The 17,414-nt window shown below is 60.7% G+C and carries 13 protein-coding genes; 3 read left to right on the top strand and 10 right to left on the bottom strand.

Annotated features, from left to right (window positions below; translation table 11 throughout):
- Positions 1-176 precede the first annotated feature (176 nt).
- On the top strand, positions 177-4,544 hold the full coding sequence (locus tag AC2A1F_RS09085) for an NACHT domain-containing protein (protein ID WP_484208444.1): 4,368 nt from the start codon (positions 177-179) through the stop codon (positions 4,542-4,544).
- A gap of 17 nt (positions 4,545-4,561) precedes the next feature.
- Here AC2A1F_RS09085 and AC2A1F_RS09080 read toward each other — a convergent pair whose 3' ends face one another.
- The 3 genes from AC2A1F_RS09080 to AC2A1F_RS09070 are packed head-to-tail and all read right to left on the bottom strand — an operon-like array spanning position 4,562 to position 7,330.
- Complete coding sequence (locus tag AC2A1F_RS09080) at positions 4,562-5,524, bottom strand: plasmid partitioning protein RepB C-terminal domain-containing protein (protein WP_484208443.1); 963 nt, start codon at positions 5,522-5,524, stop codon at positions 4,562-4,564.
- The gene (locus tag AC2A1F_RS09075; protein WP_484208442.1) at positions 5,517-6,416 is read right to left on the bottom strand and encodes a plasmid partitioning protein RepB C-terminal domain-containing protein; all 900 of its coding nucleotides are present in this window, start codon (positions 6,414-6,416) and stop codon (positions 5,517-5,519) included. The genes AC2A1F_RS09080 and AC2A1F_RS09075 overlap by 8 nt, the downstream gene beginning before the upstream one ends.
- Positions 6,416-7,330, bottom strand: coding sequence for a recombinase family protein (locus tag AC2A1F_RS09070; RefSeq protein WP_484208441.1), 915 nt, complete (start codon positions 7,328-7,330; stop codon positions 6,416-6,418). The genes AC2A1F_RS09075 and AC2A1F_RS09070 overlap by 1 nt, the downstream gene beginning before the upstream one ends.
- Here AC2A1F_RS09070 and AC2A1F_RS09065 point away from each other — a divergent pair.
- Positions 7,295-7,786 carry a DeoR family transcriptional regulator gene (locus AC2A1F_RS09065; protein WP_484208440.1) on the top strand — a complete coding sequence of 164 codons (492 nt, stop codon included), beginning with the start codon at positions 7,295-7,297 and terminating at the stop codon, positions 7,784-7,786. The genes AC2A1F_RS09070 and AC2A1F_RS09065 overlap by 36 nt on opposite strands.
- 85 nt (positions 7,787-7,871) lie before the next feature.
- Positions 7,872-8,600 (top strand): GIY-YIG nuclease family protein, encoded by a 729-nt coding sequence (locus tag AC2A1F_RS09060; RefSeq protein ID WP_484208439.1) that lies wholly within the window; start codon positions 7,872-7,874, stop codon positions 8,598-8,600.
- Here AC2A1F_RS09060 and AC2A1F_RS09055 read toward each other — a convergent pair.
- The 7 genes from AC2A1F_RS09055 to AC2A1F_RS09025 are packed head-to-tail and all read right to left on the bottom strand — an operon-like array spanning position 8,558 to position 17,328.
- Positions 8,558-9,268: a M48 family metallopeptidase gene (locus AC2A1F_RS09055; RefSeq protein WP_484208438.1), complete on the bottom strand. Its 711-nt coding sequence runs from the start codon at positions 9,266-9,268 to the stop codon at positions 8,558-8,560. The two genes, AC2A1F_RS09060 and AC2A1F_RS09055, sit on opposite strands and share 43 nt — an antisense overlap.
- Positions 9,265-12,531, bottom strand: a complete 3,267-nt coding sequence (locus AC2A1F_RS09050) for a type I restriction endonuclease subunit R (RefSeq protein ID WP_484208437.1) — start codon at positions 12,529-12,531, stop codon at positions 9,265-9,267. Before AC2A1F_RS09050 ends, AC2A1F_RS09055 begins: the two co-directional genes overlap by 4 nt.
- Positions 12,528-12,965: a hypothetical protein gene (locus tag AC2A1F_RS09045; RefSeq protein WP_484208436.1), complete on the bottom strand. Its 438-nt coding sequence runs from the start codon at positions 12,963-12,965 to the stop codon at positions 12,528-12,530. Before AC2A1F_RS09045 ends, AC2A1F_RS09050 begins: the two co-directional genes overlap by 4 nt.
- The gene (locus AC2A1F_RS09040; protein ID WP_484208435.1) at positions 12,962-14,155 is read right to left on the bottom strand and encodes a restriction endonuclease subunit S; all 1,194 of its coding nucleotides are present in this window, start codon (positions 14,153-14,155) and stop codon (positions 12,962-12,964) included. The genes AC2A1F_RS09045 and AC2A1F_RS09040 overlap by 4 nt, the downstream gene beginning before the upstream one ends.
- Entirely contained in the window at positions 14,148-15,185 is a 1,038-nt protein-coding gene (locus AC2A1F_RS09035; protein WP_484208434.1) for a virulence RhuM family protein, read from the bottom strand. The genes AC2A1F_RS09040 and AC2A1F_RS09035 overlap by 8 nt, the downstream gene beginning before the upstream one ends.
- Complete coding sequence (locus AC2A1F_RS09030) at positions 15,185-16,741, bottom strand: type I restriction-modification system subunit M (protein WP_484208433.1); 1,557 nt, start codon at positions 16,739-16,741, stop codon at positions 15,185-15,187. The genes AC2A1F_RS09035 and AC2A1F_RS09030 overlap by 1 nt, the downstream gene beginning before the upstream one ends.
- Positions 16,738-17,328: a restriction endonuclease subunit S domain-containing protein gene (locus AC2A1F_RS09025; RefSeq protein WP_484208432.1), complete on the bottom strand. Its 591-nt coding sequence runs from the start codon at positions 17,326-17,328 to the stop codon at positions 16,738-16,740. The genes AC2A1F_RS09030 and AC2A1F_RS09025 overlap by 4 nt, the downstream gene beginning before the upstream one ends.
- Positions 17,329-17,414 lie beyond the last annotated feature (86 nt).

The following is a 17,414-nucleotide window of genomic DNA, read 5'->3' as shown; positions in this document are numbered from 1 at the left end:
TTCCTCTCGACGGCACCATCCTGGGGCACACCAAGAGCGCTCGACCATGGTCCAGACCATGGCGGGAGCGTTCCATCGAAGCGGACTTCTGAACTTCTGAGAGCATAACTGCCCACCGCTCTGGCCGGGTCATCCTAGTCTTGCGGATATCGGCTACAAGGCTCATCTAATCGCCAATGTCCAAGTCAATAAGCCTCCCTGAAAATTCTAAATTCACTCGCACGTTTCGCAATCTTTCGCGTGAAGAAATCGCTGATCCGGATAAGCTTGAGGCCTATGAGTCCATGGGTCTCGGCGGGCAGACGGACTGGGGTGACTTGCTGGGATCGAAACGGGTTCTGATTGTTTCCACAGCGGGTGCCGGCAAGACACACGAATGCCGGGAACAGGCCAGACGACTGTTTTTGGAAGGTAAGGCCGCTTTCTTCCTGACCCTCGAGGGCATTTCCACTAACGACATTCGCTTCCTGCTCGAGCCGGCGCAATTGGCCCGCTACCGCCACTGGCTTACGGATGGGCATACTGAAGCTCACTTCTTTCTGGATTCCGCCGACGAACTGCTTCTGTCGCATGGCGATTTCCGGCTCGCGCTACGCAAGCTCGCCGCCGCCCTTGATGGGCAGTTGCACCGCGCCAGCATCGTCGTCACCAGCAGACCTATCGCGCTCGACCTAGATGCCTTCGCCAACGAGTTTCCGGTTATCCCTCCGCCTCCCGAAGTCGAAGTCGTCGATTCTCCCGATGAACCATTCCGGCGCCTGATCAGCGGGGAAGAGCGCAAGGAACATCACGGAAGCAACAATAAACCTCGGGATCTTGACCCTGAGACCGGGGTTCGCATTGTAGGTTTGACATCGCTGAGCCAACCCCAGATTGAGAGGTTGGCGGCTTCGCGCGGCGTCAGGGACATGCCTGCCCTCATTGCCGAAATCGATCGCAAGCGGGCCTGGGAATTTGCGCGGCGACCGCAAGAACTGATCGAGATTTGCTCCTATTGGAACGAACATGGGCAGTTGGGCACCCGATCCCAGCAGGTCGCCGAGGACATCCGCAGGAAGCTGCAGGAAACGGGTGAGCGCAAGCGTTACGTCACCCTGTCCGATGCGAAGGCGCTGGAAGGGGCCGAACGCCTTGCCCTTGCCCAGATCCTGACACGCAAGCGCACGATCCGCTTCTCGGACCTATCGCTTGATGCTGCCGAGCAGGAGTCGGCCACCGATCCTTCGCTCATTCTGGGTGACTGGTCAGAAAAAGAGCGAACCGAACTGCTCCAGCGCCCATTGTTCGGGTTTGCGAGCTATGGGCGGGTTCGCTTCCATCATCGGTCAGCAGCCGAGTATTTAGCCGCGCAGCGCCTGAACCGGTTCTGTCAGAACGGGCACATGGCCAAGTCTGCACTGTTCGGCCTGCTATTTGGCGAATGCTACGGCCAACAGCTCGTTTTTCCGTCAATGCGCGCAGTTGCTGCCTGGCTAGCCATCGGGAATGACGCTGTACGCGACGAACTGCTTCGCCGCGAACCCGAAGCGCTGATGGACGACGGTGACCCCGAGAGTTTCCCGCTCAGCGCGCGGCGCCGAATATTGGCCGAATATGTCCGTCGTTATGGCAAGGATGAGTGGCGCGGTGTGCGCATTCCATATCCGCAGGTCCTGCGCTTCGCCTCGCCCGAACTGTCGCCGACCGTTCGCGAACTCTGGGGCGAAGGCAGCACCAGCCCTGAAGTGCGCGAGTTGCTGATCGATCTGGTGCAAGCGGGTCAAATGCAGGATTGCCTCGACATCGCATCAGAGGTGGCCAACGACCCCGATGCCACCCCGACTGATCGGGTGACCGCGCTCACGGCGCTTGCCGAAATGACCGACCCCGGTGGCCTCGACGCACTGACAGCCTCGATTTTGGCTGAGAAGCACTGGCCCTCGCGGGTCAAGGAAGGCGTACTCGGTACGTTGTTTCCCAAGCACATGACAATCGATCAGTTTGTCGAGATGATCGGGCAAATCGAAATCACTAAACACACCGTCGGCGGGATCGAGTGGACCCTGCCGCGTTTGATCCCGGCCATGTGTCTCGACAGTACCCAGTCAAGGGAGTTTAGGGCTGCGCTCACGCGGTTGATGGAAGCCAGCATCGAACACAGTGAAAATTGGCCGCATTTTGCAAGCCGCTACAGCCACCTCTCCTCGACGCTTGCCACCTTATGCCTTGCGGAACTGACAAGCGATGCGGTCCCGTCGCGAGACCTGATCGCTGCGGCGGTCATTGCAACGCGCCTGGGCGGCCATGAATATGGCGACGAAAAACCGGGGGCGGACCTCATCAACCGGTTCCACCGGGCACCGCGTTCCTGGCGCAAGGATGTCTATGTGGCTGAAAGCGCGTTCTGCGCAGCGCACATTCCGGCCCGCAATGGCAATGAGTTCGGCGCGAACCTGACGCATGGCACGCTGGTCGGCCAACTCGACAATGACGACTTCGGCTGGCTGGTTGCAATCTGCCGTGACGCAAGTGTCGAGCAAAAGACCCGCGCGGCCGCGTACTGGGATGCGATGTGGTTGATGAGACCAAACGGCACGCTCGACGACAACCGGGTCAGCGAACTGCGCGAGATAGCGGCCGGCGAGCCCTCATGGGCGGAGAAGCTCGAAGAACGGCTTGCTCCGCCAAAACGCGACAGGACGTACGAAGCGCAGGAAGCCAAATGGAAGCAAAAGGCTGAAAAGCGAAAGGCCAAAGAACAGGCCGCCATCGAGACCTGGGTCACCTGGCGCAATGAGGTGGTTGGCGATCCCGACGCCTATTTTGCCAAGACCAAAGACAGGCAAGTGGTCTGGGATTTCGCCCAGGTGCTGGAACGCGACCCGCAAGACCGCGGCTGGCGCGCACACTGGCACCGTTCGACGATCACCGCACATTTCAGCGACGCGATCGCTGACAAGGTCCGGGCGGCGTTTTGCCGCTACTGGCGCACGGTCAAAGTCCCACTTCGCAGCGAACGTGCTGAAGACGAGCGCAATACCGTTTGGAGCCACTGGGTCCATGCCCTGGCTGGCGTCTACGCCGAAGCTGAGGATCCGGACTGGGCGAAGGGCCTGACCGCCAAGGACGCAGAATATGCGGCCAGGCTGGCACCCGAGGAGATGGACGGCATGCCGCCATGGCTGACCCAGCTCGTCGAGCATCACCCGGATGTTGTTGACCGGACGTTGGGCAAGGAACTCACAGCACAGCTCAGCGACGCGGTCAGCTTTGCTTTCCCTGGGCTGCTCGCCGATTTTTCGCGCGCGGATCACACCGTTCTGGAATTTTTCGTCCCCCGCGTAAGCGCATGGCTGTCCACTACGCCCGCAACCTTCGATGGCGAGCACGAACTGGCGCGGGTCTACGATCACCTCGAACGGGCGATCGACTATCTCCTGCGTAGCTCAGGCGACAGATCGCAGTTGCTCGACCTGGCCCACCGACGCCTGGAGACCGACCCCGAAAGCCCCTTCGTTCTGCTGTGGCTCATGTTGTTGCTCAGTACCGCTCCGGAAGAGGCGATAGAAGCCCTCGAGCGGATTGTTGACCCGCTAGACCCGCAGGCGCGCTACCAGATCAGCGTCAATTTGTTCGCTGCGTTCAGTGACCGACGCAGCGCGCGCTTCTGTCCGGATCTGTCCGATCCACGCTTCACCCCACCATTGCTCCTGAGGCTGGTCCGGTTGGCCTACGCCGAGATCCGCCTTGCCGACGACATCGACCGCGCCGGCACCGGCGCATACAGCCCCACCGCACGCGATGAGGCTCAGCACGGTCGGAGCGCCGTGCTGAGAGCATTGCTCGCCTGCACCGGGCCCGAAGCCTGGGCGATCAAACAGGCCATGCGGACAGACCCATTGTTCGCGCATTTCAGGGATCGGCTGGACCAACTCGCGCGTGAGAAGGCGGCGAGCGAGGCGGAAGGTCCTCCGCAGGCAGACGCCGATATCGCTAAGGTTGAAGCCCATGGCGAAGCCCCGCCGACGGATCGCAACGGCATGTTCCGCCTGATGATCGATCGGCTTGCCGACCTTCAGCATGACATTGCCGCGCATGAGTTTTCAGAGCGCCCGATCCTGCTCGGGATAACGCTTGAAAAGAACATGCAGGTCTGGTTCGCGAAGCGCCTGCAGGAACGCGAGAACGGCGCCTACCGGGTCGATCGGGAGGCATTGGTGGTCAACGACAAGGAGACCGACATCCGCCTCCTGCCTGTCCGCTCGAACGCGCAAGCCGTGATCGAAATGAAGCTTGCGAACAACGGCTATACGATCCCTGATCTGGAGAAGGCACTCGCGGAGCAACTGGTCGGCCAATACATGCAGCACGAAAACTGCCGGGCTGGATGCCTGCTGGTGACGATGAACAAGACCCGCCATTGGGACTGTCCCGGCACTGGTGCGAGACTGGATTTCGAGGCTGTTCTCTCTCGACTGCGGACGCAGGCCGCCGAACTCGAGATCAGCATGAACCATGACGTTCGGCTTGCGGTGATCGGGATTGATCTAACCAAGGCGGACTGATCCGGATCTCCGTCATCTCATTCCTGCGGTGAAGGCGCAGTCATTGACCCGATCGTCTCGATCTCCGCAATGCGCTGAAACTCGGAAAGATATTCCTGCCGATGGTTCGAAAGCCAGCGAACCACCCGGGCGTTGCTGAGCAGTTTCGTGACGTATCCACGCGCGAAGGTCAGGTGGAGATTGTCGATGCCGTAGCTGTCTTCTACCGATTTCACCTGTGTCTGGAGAGTGGCAAGCTCACGCTCCATCCGGGAAATCTGCTGACTGGTCGGACCGACCAGATCGTTCTTGCGCGCCTTTTTCGCTGGCGCTGTCAGCTGATCTTCCGGCGTTGCTGCGAGGAGCGCGCGTGCGAAGATCAGCGAATAATTGTTCTGGCCGATCATCAGGTCGGCAGCCTCAATCTGGCGCATAGGCGACATGCGGCGCAGCATGTCGAACACCCGCATTGAACAATTGGTGTCCTTGAGCATGTCAGCCGTCTCGTCGCAGATGCCATCGAGCAGGCGGAAACGCGCGCGGATCGATCCCACCTCCAGGCCGAGCGCGTCGGCGATCACAGCCTCGGTGACACCGCGCTCAATGGCCCGAACGATCATGCGGTGCTCCTGCACCGGGGGCAGGCGATTGACGCGCTTGTTATAGGTGTAGGTCTCGTCATCATTGGCGACGAGGCATTCGACCGTTTCGACACCGAGCTGCTTGAGCACCTCGATGCGCAAATGGCCATCGAGCAAGAAGTACTGCTCTTTATTCTTCGGATTGGGGACGACGGCAGGGGCTTCGACCAACCCGATGGCTTTGATCGAACTCACGATCTGGGCATATTTGCGGCTCTCCCGCACGCCCTCCCGCAATGATTTCAGGGGCACGATCTGATCGATGCGCAATGTCACAGACTGGCGCTCGAAGCCTAGCCGGACACGATTGTCGGCGCCGGGATCTGCGGGCAGCCGTTCTGCCGATGGCCACTCAGTCATCGATTTCTCCCGCGATCCGCATGGCCAGCGCCCGAGGCATCGTTTCGAGCCCTTCCGCCCTCAGCAGGGTCAGAAACCCGTCGTCCGTGAGCAAATCCTTGATTGCCTCGACGATGAACAGAAGGCGGGTCTGCGTGAAATCAGATTTCTTCACGAGCAGACGCTGCTTTTCCGCCTCGCGCTGATAGACCTGCATCAGGTCGCCGGCCGTCAGCTTGCGATTAGTACCTTTCCTTCCAAACTTTCCTGACGTCATAGACTTGCTGCGTCCGCGCATGCGGAGATCAAGAAGCCTGCGAACCGATGCCAGCTTCTTGCCGCGCAGCTTGCCGGTCTCATAGGCATCAAGAAGTAGGTTTTGCGCCTCTTCGCTTTCGGCGCGCGAGATTTCCATGGCAAGGCTGATGGGGATCAGCCCAGTCTCGACCGCTGACAGCAGCCTTTCCTCTCCGCGCTCGAGCAGGGTCACGATCATGCTGACCCACGAACTGGTGATGCCGATTTTGCGGGAGATCTCGGCTTCTGTGTAACCGCGTTTCCTCAGGGCACCGATCTCATTCATCACGTCGATCGGGCGCTGCACCCGGCGGGCAATGTTCTCCACTAGGCTCATGACGAGGCATTCGCTCTCGCTGGCTTCAATCACGACCGCCGGTATCTCGGTCTGACCAAGCATCTGGAAAGCTTCGAGCCGCCCTTCGCCGCAGACCAAATCGTAGCGAGTGCCGCCGGGACCATCATGCTTGCTGACCGTGATCGGACGCTTGAGGCCGATGGTCTCGATATTATTGACGATCTCGCGGTGCTGACGCTTGTTGCGCGCCCGAGGGTTGAGCACGGTGATCCGCGAAATCGGGATCATCTCGATGGTCTGGGGACGGGTAACGGTCATCAGGCAGCCTCCGCGACTCTGACGGGCGCGGCGATCTCGTAGAAGAAATCGAGGGCGTCGAAGCGGTATGCATCGAGCAGCAGGTCGTTGTCCTCGGCGAGCCGCACCCGTTCGGCGGCGACATCAAGCCTCGGGAAGAGATAGTAGTCGAACGGCTGCCGGTTGCTGGCGTCCATGCGGACCACAAGCGTGATATCCGGCATCTTGGAGGTGTCGAAGCGGATCTTCCAGCGCAGCAGGCCCGTTGGCGTGGGCGTGCAGCGGACGATGACGACAGACAGGCTGAACTCATCGTTCACGATGACCCGGTCGGTCTCCAGATCCTGCCATGCTTCACTGCCCTGGGCCTTCAGGCCTTCGAGGACCTCGCGAAGAATGTCCGGGTGTAGCCGGCGTAGTGCACGATTGACGGCGAGGTAGCGATAGTCGCGATCCGGCGAATAGCCGACCAAGCTGTAGGCCCGCAGCAAGCTGCCAAACCGCGACGAATAGGCGCTGCTGGAGGGCAGGCCCTCACATTCGTCGATGATGATCCCCGAGAGCAAGCCCTTGCTTTCATAAACCGTGCGCAGCGCGTCGATCATTTCGGCATCTGACAGCCTGAAGGACCGCGCGCCGATGAGCGCCTGTGCAGCATCGAACAGGTCGCGTTCGACGATCGCCTCGAAGGCACCAAGGCTGCGAATCCACATTTCGGGGTCGTTGCGGACCCGCTTCTTTTTCAGCTTGAACGACTGCCGGTTCCACACATTGTCGCCGACGTACTTGCCGTTGATGAGGAGCTGATGGACTGTACCGCGCGTCCACGGCCGGCCTAAATCGGTGACGATGCCTCGGCTGTTGAGGTCATCGGCGATTTCGCGCTCGCTTAGCCCGTCATGGACAAAGGCTGCATAGACGCTGCGGACAAGCACTGGCTCTCCGGTCAACATGGTCCCGATACTGTGTTCTTTCTACGCCTGGTCGTCAGCTCACCAGTGATCAGAGCATTCGTGATCGGGCTCATCGAAAGCTCCCAGGGGGCGGGCGATGATCGGCACGGAGTGGACCAAAAAGCTGCTCGCCGACCATCAAAAACGTCCGATACGCAGCCGCCACGGCAGGATCGTCGCCAGAATGACCGTATAAATGACCCTAAAACTGACCCTATAAATGACCCAATAACCGAAGCACTGAACGAGCGGCAGCGCTGGTTTCTCGGCCGAGTCGCAGCGGGTCATCGGTGCCGCGCGGCGGACATTTGTGGCCACTGGAAGGTCAGTGCGAAAACCGCACGACGGGATATCGCGGCGCTCAGCGCAATGGGCTTGATCCGCTTCACAGGTGCGCGCCGCAACGGATGTTATCGACCTGCTTCTGGGGCAGGATAGTCCGGGCGGATTTCAGGTCCTAGACGCCGAGACCCAAAGAAAGTGAAGAGGGAGGGGTGTGTCGAACTCAGCAAAGGAGATCGACATGCCCCTCTATCCCATCGATATCGACAAGCGCCTCAAGGCCCTGCAGCGTCAGGCGCGGTACGAAGCGGAGGGCGCGCCTTACGTCGTATATGCCCTTCTCGATCCTGGTGAGCCCGGCCTGCAGTTTGCGGAGGGTCCGTTCGACGGCATCCCGTTCTATGTCGGGCAGAGCTGCGAAATCGAGCGTCGACTGCGCCGGCATTTCCGAAAATCGCAGAAACTCAACCCTGATTCCCAAATGGTCCATCGGCATATTGCTGGGTTGTTTTCCATCGGTCGATTGCCCCGGCTCGCAATTCTGGAGATGGCACGGACGCGAAGCCAAAGCCTGATGGCGGAATTGCGGTGGGGACAGCGGCTCATGCGAGACGGGTACGAGCTGGCGAACACCAGCCCTGATATTGGCCGGATCATGGGCGTCGATGAACTGACTGCCTGGCTGGATTTCCGTCGATCATCGATGCTCGCCAGCGAGGCAGCGCAGGAGGGAGTCGTCATTGTTCACAACTGCACATGTGGACATGTGAACAGGTGGATCGATCCGGCGGACTATGCGGCGTGCTGGCCCAAGCGGCTGCGGGTCTCGAAAATTGCCAATCGAACACAACAATGCCCCGGCTGCGGCGAGGACTGCGAGTGGTGGTTGGATGATCGCGAATTACTCGCGTCGACGTCTGGCGCGAGCTACGTGAATACCTGTTCCAGCTTGGCCTTGCGTCGCGCATGATCGGGCATCAGCTTCCCTAGCAGTTGGGCAAACTCCGGCCCGTGATTTGGGTGTGGGAGATGGCAAAGCTCATGGGTAATCACATAGTCGATCAGTGGCACCGGCACCTGCACCAGAACGTGGTTGAGCACGAGGCTATGCGACGCTGGAACATAGCTTCCCCAACGGCGCTCCATTTCAACGATTTTCAGCTTGGGGCGCTTGAAGCTCGAGCCAAATGGCTGAACGCAAGCCGATAATCGTTCAGAAAATATGTGATAACCCTGAGCCTCATACCACCGCACCAAGCGATTTCGGATCCTGCTCGGTTCGTCTGAAGCTACGCCGCCCACAATAATCCGATCGTCCTCGCGGCGGGTGCCTCGCGCCTCTGGATCAACCCGCAATCGGTATTGGCGACCAAGAAAATAGTGGGTTTCGCCCGGGATGTATCGACGTGGGGGCAAGGGCGGCGTGCGCAAGAAAGACTCATCGACCTTGTCGAGGATCCATGAGGCTCGCTTGCGCAGAATGGCCTCGATCTGGCTTGCGTCGGCAGCTTCAGGAGCAGTGACAACGACGCTGCCGTCCGGCTTTACAGAGATTCCCAGGGTCTTTCGCGCAGATCTGCGGAGCGTGTAGTCGAACGCTTCCGCGCCAATTTCCAACCGCCCGGCTACCTCGGTCATTGGGCCGCGAGCTTTCTGGCGCGGGCAATGGCCTGATCGAGCATCTCATCGATCAGATCGAAATCGAGGCCGTACTGACCGCGCTTGTTCTTGATCTCATCGATCAGGAAATCATCCATGTCCTGCCGCATCAGCTTTTCGATGTCTGCATCGTTCGTCCAGCCCACACGGGCGTGTCGACCAATGATGTTCGCGAACTCGAGAGCGATGAGCGATGCAATTTCTTCGGTTTGAGCGCCCGAGATTTCACGCATGGACTCCGCCGCCTGCCGGTACAGCGCGCTGGTCAACGGAGTGCCGCGCACAGCTTCGGGCAGGTCACCGCCACCCTGCCCCTGAGACTCGCGCACGACTGTGGCACGCACTTCCTGCGCCTGATTGAGATATTCGGCTTCGCTCAGGCGCCCCTCACGAAAAGCGTCGATGATTTCCTGAACCATCCGCGAGAAGCGCGCATAGAGCGCGGGGTCTTCCTCCATTCGCTCGTTGATGGTGCGGGTTGCTGCGGAAAGAATGGTGTCGGCCACGGAGGCCGGGCTTCCGCTCTGTCCTTCCACCACCTGCCGGAAGCTCTGATCGTCGAAGATATCGACGGGGGGAACCACGGACATCAGCTCGCTGGCATCGATATGCTTGTCGAGCAGCGCGCGGATGGCCGCCTGATAGCGGCGATAGTCGTAATCCTCGTCAGCGTCGCCGTACCGAAGGCGGACCGCCCGGCGCAACTCCTCGAAGCGCTTGAGGTCCGCCTTGTAGTTGGCAATGACCCGCTCTTCGGTCTCCTCGATCCATTGCTGGCATGAGAACGCAGTCTGCAACGTGCGGGCGAACGCGCTCAGCCTTTCATAGAAGCGCCTGCGGGTCAGTTCCTCCCGCAGGTGAAGCTGATAGGCTTCCATGTCGAACACGTTGCCAATGCCCTTGAACATGTCGAGCATCGCAGCATGCCGGTCTGGCAGGAGCTGTGCCTCATCATGGAGCGACAGCATGGCCTGCGCGACGTCACTTTCGTCATAGCCCGCGAACTCGCGATAGCTGGTCAGCGCCTGATCGAGGTTTCCGAGGCTCCCGACATAATCGACGATCCGCCCATGTTCCTTTTCGTGCAGCGGGCGGCCCATTTCGTCTTCTTCGCTTGACGAGAACAGCCGGTTCACCCGGGCAATGGCCTGCAACAGCTTATGTTCGCGCAGTTCCTTGGCGAGATAGAGCGTCTGGTTGCGCGGCGCGTCGAAGCCGGTGAGCAGCTTGTCGACCACGATCAGCACATCAACGCCCGTGCCGGCGATGAACGCCCGGATTGTGTCCTTCTCAAAGGTCTTGAGCGGCTGCAACGCCGTCACCTGCTTGAGGTAAGCCTTGACGACATCGTCCTCATCCTCGGCACCGACAGCCTCGTGGCCCTGCCGGTCGTCCTCTTCGGAGATAATGACCGCGCTGGTCACGAGACCGGTTTCATCGAGCAGCTTCTTGAGCAGCACCGCTTCCCGCTTGAACGGTGCGACCAGCTGCGCCTTGTATGGCGTGCCACGCAGGTTGCGGTCAAAATCGTTGGCGACGTCCCAAGCCACTTCCTGAAGCCAGGGTTTGACCCCCTGCACCACCTGCGCCCGGGCCATGCGCTTCTTGAGATCGGCGCACTGGTCGGACGAAAGCTCCCGCGTCACGCGGTCGAACCACTTGTCGAGCGGGGCTTGCTGCACCGTCATGTCGACATGGCGACCCTCGTAAAGCAGCCTGACCACGGCCTTGTCCTCAACGGCGCGATCAATCTTATAGTCGTGGATCAGCCCGCCGAAGCGGTCGAAGGTGCTCTTCTCCGACTTGAGCAGGGGCGTGCCGGTAAAGCCGATATAGGAGGCGCGCGGCAACACCTTGCGCATCTGGGCGTGCAGGCTGTCGATGTCGGTCACGGCCTGACTGCGATGGCTTTCATCGACCAGCACGAAGACGTCCTGATCATCGTCCACGAACTGACCGGCAGCGGCAAGGCCCGAGCGGAACTTGTGGATCAGTGTCGTGACAACCGCGCGCTTTTCCCGGAGCAGACGGATCAGCTCCTTGCCGGTCGCGGCCTGTTCGGGCGATTTGCCGGTGTCGCGGAAGGTGCCGGTCAGCTGGTCGTCGAGATCGACGCGGTCGGTCACCAGGATCAGCCGCGCGCGGGGATAGGCCCGCTCGATCGCGCCCGCCAGCATAACCATGGTGAGCGACTTGCCGGACCCCTGCGTGTGCCAGATGACACCGCCGGCGCGCTTGCCCGCAGTATCGACCTGCGCCACGCGCTCCAGCGTGCGTTCCACGCCGAAGAACTGCTGGTAGCGGGCGACCTTCTTCACGCCATTGTCGAAAAGGGTAAACCCGCGCACGATCTTGACTAGGCGCTCGGGCGTGCAGAGGCCGATCAGCGTGCGGTCGAGTTCGGTGGGCAGACGCCCGCCGCTGCCTGCATCCATCAGACGGTCATGGGCGCGGCGGAACGGGCTGAAATCGGTCCAGATCCGCGCCGCCTCTTCCGGGTCGAGCCCGCGGTTGACGCGCGTGTGCAGCTCGGCCTCGCCAAAGCCTTCCTCGCGCCAGTGTGCCCAGAAGGGGGCGGGGGTGCCGGTCGTGGCATAGCGCGGGGCGCTGTCATTGGCCGCGATCAGCAGCTGCGCCGGCACGAACAGCCGGGGGATTTCGCCGTCCGGGTTCTGGTTGCGGATCATCTGGCTGACGCCCTCGGCAGTGGCGACGGCGCTCTTCTTCACCTCGATCACGACCAGCGGCACGCCGTTCACGAACAGCACGATATCGGGCCGCCGGGTATCGTCCCGCCGTTCACGCCGCACCGCGAATTCGCAGGTCATGTGGAAGCGGTTTTTGGCGGGGTTGTCCCAATCGATGAAGCGCAGCTGCCGCCCCTTGGTCTCCCCCTCGATCGTCATATCGACCGAGGTGCCGAGCCGCAGCATGTCGCTCGCCCTGCCATTGGCGGTGAGCAGGCCTTCGGAGAGGTTGGCGGCAAGACCCTTCAGACGGTCCACCGCCTCGCGCGCCGCAGATTCGGTTACGGGATGGCTGCGACCGCGCTGGCGCACTGTGTTGAGCGCCAGAATGCGTTCGGCCAGCACATCCTCCAGAACGATGCCATCAAGCCGCCCACGCCGTTCGGCATCGACCTCGGCGCGGGGCATGTAGCGCCAGCCATTGCGCGCGAGCGTCATCACTGCGGCAAGCTGCACACCGCCCATTTCGGAGGTCGCGAAGCGGGGGCCGGTCACTCGTCCACGCCCTGCGCGCGGGGATCACCGCCAGCTATGCACTGCCATTCGCCGGGGTGACGCTGGACATAAAGCTGGCCGGAGCCCCAGCCAATCGCCACACCGTCCCTCGAAAAGCATGCGAAGCACATGTTTGCCCAAGACCCCATTTGGCGGCTCGCGCCGTCCGGGTCCAAGATCGAATGCACGTTAAGGCGCGTCTCTCCGTCCACGAACACCACCTGCTGCGATAGTTCGGCAGAGCACAGGTCACAGTTGGCAGGTGGATCGACGTGCATCGGATTGGCCCCGATCACGCCGACTTCATCGAGACAGACCAGCATCTGCGCCAGCAGTGTCGCATGGCGCGCGCGGAACGCCTTGCGATCATCGAAGCTGGCATAGGGAATGGCCGCCGCGCGCAGCTCTTCCACGAAGGCTCCAAAATCGGTCATGCTGTCGCCTCGCTGTCTCCAGACAGCAGCGCGTCGATGCGTCCAGGTGCAGACGAGTCACCCGTGAAGATCTTTTGCATCAGCCCGCGCTTTTGGGAGCGGAGTAGTGAGGCGAGTGCACGTTGCTCCGCAATTTCGTTGTCCAAGCCCTTCAGGATGCACGAAATGCGATCCTGTGTGGAGAGGTCCGGGATGGAAATTCTAATTTGACGGAAATGCGTGAACTTTAGCGATAATGTATCGTCTACCAGCCCTTGTGAATAGCTCCAGAACCGATGGATCATTGCTGGGAGCTTAAAGAGTTGAGCCGAAAATTCTCCCGATATTTCAGAATTCGGTCTAATTACTGTGTAGGCTGGACTCACGATACCTTCAAGCGAAGAAAGCGCAGAAACTCCCTGCCACATTCGCATGGTGTTATAGCCAATGTCACCAACCATGATCTTTTTGTATTTTGTCTTGTCGGGTGAGGAGGAGTCCTTTCGATCAAGGTCGTCCCGCCGTACAACCCCTCTGCTACTTGTGATCGAAAGCAACTCTGCATTCGGGGCTGTCTCGTTGCGCTCTGTGAAGAGCTGCCCCAATCGGTAAGTCCGCCATCCTTCCATGGGTGTTGTCGCGAGCGCTGGCATAAGTAGGGTTTCTGCCAATGCAGCTTTGGACGCTTGTTTCGTCTCGACTAGCCTTTCGCATAAGGCAATAGCATCGTCCCAGGACTCTAGGGCAACCGCAATCCTTCTCTGCTCGGCTACATCAGGCCATACGACGGGAATTCGGAGGAACTCCTTCGGATATAGCCGCAAGCGGTCATCCGTCAGGCCGTAGGAATAGGCCCACAGCAGGTAGAGTGCGCGATCTGATTTCAGCCATTGCGCTGCAAATCGGGGTTCGAGGGTAGGCTTCGCGCGCATCACAACATATGCTGGGCTGACGTTGACCGGTGCGCTGGCCAAGCCAAATGCCCCCTGCCACATTCGCATCATGTTATAGGCAATGTCGCCGGGCTCGACGAGCGAGTGGTCATCGGCTGCAAGGCTGGTCTTCGTCTTGCGCTCCTTGTCTCGCTCCAAATCGGCGCGCGGCACCAAGCCATTGTGCATGGTGACCGACGCGAGCGGCAGCCCCGGCTTGCCCTTCCGCTTACTGTGCGTGAAGTAGTGGGAGAGCTTTTTGGTCTGGGGATCAGACATCGTCCTTCCCCTTGCGCTTCGGCTTCTTCTTCTCAGCCGCGATCCGCTTGGCCGCGTGCGTCGCCTCCTGGAAATGCTGCTCGACCGCGCTGGGGGCATTGATGCGGCGCTGGTTCCAGATGGGGTATTCCGCCTCCACCTTGGCCATGGCAGCGGCATGGCTGATCCCCCCTGCGCCGGTCAGAATGTCGCGATCCGCCAGCTTCAGGAACTCGTCCAGCTTGGCGATCCAGTCCGCCATGTGCATCGGGCGCCGCCCCTGTGCCTGCAATTCAGCAAATTCGAGATAGGCCGTGGTGACGCGGTTGAGCGGCTCGATCTGCTCTTCGCTGAGATAGTTTTTGGCGATCATCGCATCAGCCTTGCGCGGCGGCTTGCCCTGCTTCTGGCCGTCCCAATGCGTCAGGCCCATATGGTCCTTGCTGGCATTGGCATGGGTGTAGATCACCTCGGCCGCCGTCTGCCCGTGCGCGGCATAGTGCATCTTGTTCTGCACCGTCTTGAAGAACCGGGTCGAGCTTTCGGCCCGTGGATCATAGTCCACGCTGGTCGCGTAGATCTCGAGCACCTTCTGGTAGAACCGCTTTTCCGAACTGCGGATGTCGCGGATGCGAGCGAGCAGTTCCTCGAAATAGTCGGTATCGGGGTCCTTCAGGCGCTCGTCGTCCATGACGAAGCCCTTGACCAGATACTGGCTGAGCGCCTCGGCTGCCCAGCGCCGGAACTGCATCCCGCGCGGGGAGCGGACGCGGAAACCGACGGCGAGGATCATGGGCAGGTTATAGTGCGCGACCGTGCGCTCCACCTGCCGCTGCCCTTCTGATCGAACTATTGAGTAATCCTCAATGGTTGACTCGTCGAGCTCTCCATCGGCCAATATGCCCTTGATATGCTTGTTGATGTTGGAGACCGTCGTCTGGAACAGTTCGGCCATGTCCGCCTGACTAAGCCACGCGGTCCCATCGCGCGCCTGCAGACGAATAACGGTAACGCCATCCTCGGTCTGGTACTGGATCAGGTCACTGGCCATCAGAGCGAGACCCCCAGTTCCTTCAGGAAGCCGTCCATGCGCTTGCGCGTGTCGGCCAGCTGCTTTTCCAGCGCCACGATCTCAGCCTGAACGGCAGCAATGTCGATTTCGGCTTCGGCCTCGAAGGTGTCGACGTAGCGGGGGATGTTGAGGTTGTAGCCATTCTCCCGGATCTGGGCGCGCTCGATGAGGGCGGCATAACGCTCCACATTCTCGCGCGCCTGATAGGTGGCGACGATTTTTGCGATGTGGCCTTCCTCCAGCTCGTTTTGCTTCTTGCCGGGGGTGAAATCGCGGCTCGCATCGATGAACATCACATCGTCCACGCCAGCGCGCGCGCCGCCCTTTTCCCGCGAACGGTCGAAGATCACGATGCACACGGGGATGCCGGTGGAGGGGAACAGCTGCGCGGGCAGGCCGATCACTGCATCGAGCAGGTTCTCCTCGATCAGCTTCTGCCGGATCACACCTTCGGCCGCGCCCCGGAACAGCACCCCATGCGGCGCGATCAGCGCAACCTTGCCCTCACGCGGCCGCGCGCTTTCGATCATGTGGCTGACGAAGGCATAGTCCCCGCGCGACTGTGGCGGCAGGCCGCGATGGTAGCGGTGGAAGCGGTCGTTCTTCGCCGTCTCGCTGCCCCACTTCTTGAGGCTGAAGGGCGGATTGGCGATCACCCGATCAAACCGCATCAGCGCGTCTTCGGTCAGGAACTTGGGGTTGGTCAGCGTGTCGCCCCATTCGATGCGCGCGCTGTCCAGCCCATGAAGGAACATGTTCATCCGGGCGAGTGCCGAGGTCTGGTTGGTTGCCTCCTGCCCGAACAGCGCGACATTCGCTTCGCTGGCGTGGTGCTTTCCTTCCTTCTCCGCCACATATTCGGCAGCGCGGATCAGCAGCGTGGAAGAACCACAGGCCGGATCGCAGATGCGGTTGCCCGGCTGCGGATCCGCCAGCTTGACCAGCAGCTCGGACACCTTGCGCGGGGTGAAGAACTCGCCCGCCTTCTTGCCCGCATCACTGGCGAAGCGGGAAATCAGATAGATGTAGGTCTCGCCGATCACGTCTTCGGCGGTGTCCTTGCCCGAGAAGCGCGAGGGCGAGAAATCGAGCGCCGGCTTGTGGAAGGTGTCGAACAGGTCTTTCACTCGCCGGTTGCGATCGGCTGTTTCACCAAGATTGTTGCGGCTGTTGAAATCGACTGCGGTCAGCACGCTTTCCAGCTTCGCAAGGTTCGCATCCTCGATCGCTTCCAAGGCGATGTTGACCAGCTCGCCGATATTCTCGGCGTTCCGCTGCGGATAAAGGTCATGGAAGCTGGTGCCATCGGGAAGCTGGAAGCGGAAGCGCGAAAGGCGCCGGGCGATCCGCGTTTCGTCACCGTCATACTGCTCGGCAGCCTGCTTGCGCTCGTCGGCCCAGATGTCGCTCAGGTACTTCCAGAACAGGAAGACAAGGATGTAGTCCTTGTAGTTGGCGGCATCGATGGTGCCACGGAAGGTGTCGCAGGCATCCCATGCGGCCTTGTTGACGTCGGACTGCTTGACGGGGGTCATAGGGTGGCTTCCTTCATGGGCAGGGCGGCGGCCTCGGCCAGACGATGATTGATGAGCGTGGAGCGAAGGCGGGCAAGCTGATCGGCCAGACGCCGTTCTTCGGCTGCTTCGCGTGCGAGGGAAACAATCGCCAACTGACGCTGCCAGTCGGGAATGGGAACCTGAAGGCTTTTCAACGGCCCCAGCGGCAGGCGCTTAGCGGCCGACCCTTCCCGGCTATCGGCAAGGATTGCCTGCGTTGCCGGCAGATTCAGGTAGGTGGCGATGTAGTGCGGGCTGACGCTTTCAGGATCGGCGAGCCTGATGACGGCCAGATCAAGGGTGGCGAACAATGGCGGGCCATCAAGATCGCTAGGCTCAATGACCGCGGCGTTGTTGGCATTGCCGCGCAATGAGATCACGATGTCACATGCACGCAAGGTCCCCGAGCTTCCAGAGGGAGGGGCGCCCACCTTTGTGAGCAGCCGGGGAAGAACGCCGCCGCCATCAAGGTCGCCCACCATCACGGCGCGCGAGTCGCTTGCCCCCCGCACAACGGCGGAACCGCTGAATATGCTGGCGCACGCCTGAAGGTCGATCGCTTTCATGGATTTCAGTTCTAGCCAAAAATCAGAAAATGTCAATGGAAGTGCATTCCATAGAAATATGTGAGCGGCCATTCGATTGGTTGGGC

The sequence above is a fragment of the Novosphingobium sp. HNCC26BN242 genome (genome assembly GCF_057180525.1).
The sequence above is the reverse complement of the archived record's forward strand: the minus strand, read 5'-3'. Positions and strand labels throughout refer to the sequence as shown.

Excerpts from the sequence above, each read along its gene's own strand:
- AC2A1F_RS09055 (WP_484208438.1), bottom strand. The coding sequence starts at position 9,268 with ATGACCGAGGTAGCCGGGCGGTTGGAAATTGGCGCGGAAGCGTTCGAC.
- AC2A1F_RS09075 (WP_484208442.1), bottom strand. The coding sequence starts at position 6,416 with ATGACCGTTACCCGTCCCCAGACCATCGAGATGATCCCGATTTCGCGG.
- AC2A1F_RS09060 (WP_484208439.1), top strand. The coding sequence starts at position 7,872 with ATGCCCCTCTATCCCATCGATATCGACAAGCGCCTCAAGGCCCTGCAG.
- AC2A1F_RS09040 (WP_484208435.1), bottom strand. The coding sequence starts at position 14,155 with ATGTCTGATCCCCAGACCAAAAAGCTCTCCCACTACTTCACGCACAGT.
- AC2A1F_RS09025 (WP_484208432.1), bottom strand. The coding sequence starts at position 17,328 with ATGAAAGCGATCGACCTTCAGGCGTGCGCCAGCATATTCAGCGGTTCC.
- AC2A1F_RS09065 (WP_484208440.1), top strand. The coding sequence starts at position 7,295 with ATGGACAAAGGCTGCATAGACGCTGCGGACAAGCACTGGCTCTCCGGT.
- AC2A1F_RS09030 (WP_484208433.1), bottom strand. The coding sequence starts at position 16,741 with ATGACCCCCGTCAAGCAGTCCGACGTCAACAAGGCCGCATGGGATGCC.
- AC2A1F_RS09085 (WP_484208444.1), top strand. The coding sequence starts at position 177 with ATGTCCAAGTCAATAAGCCTCCCTGAAAATTCTAAATTCACTCGCACG.
- AC2A1F_RS09080 (WP_484208443.1), bottom strand. The coding sequence starts at position 5,524 with ATGACTGAGTGGCCATCGGCAGAACGGCTGCCCGCAGATCCCGGCGCC.
- AC2A1F_RS09045 (WP_484208436.1), bottom strand. The coding sequence starts at position 12,965 with ATGACCGATTTTGGAGCCTTCGTGGAAGAGCTGCGCGCGGCGGCCATT.
- AC2A1F_RS09035 (WP_484208434.1), bottom strand. The coding sequence starts at position 15,185 with ATGGCCAGTGACCTGATCCAGTACCAGACCGAGGATGGCGTTACCGTT.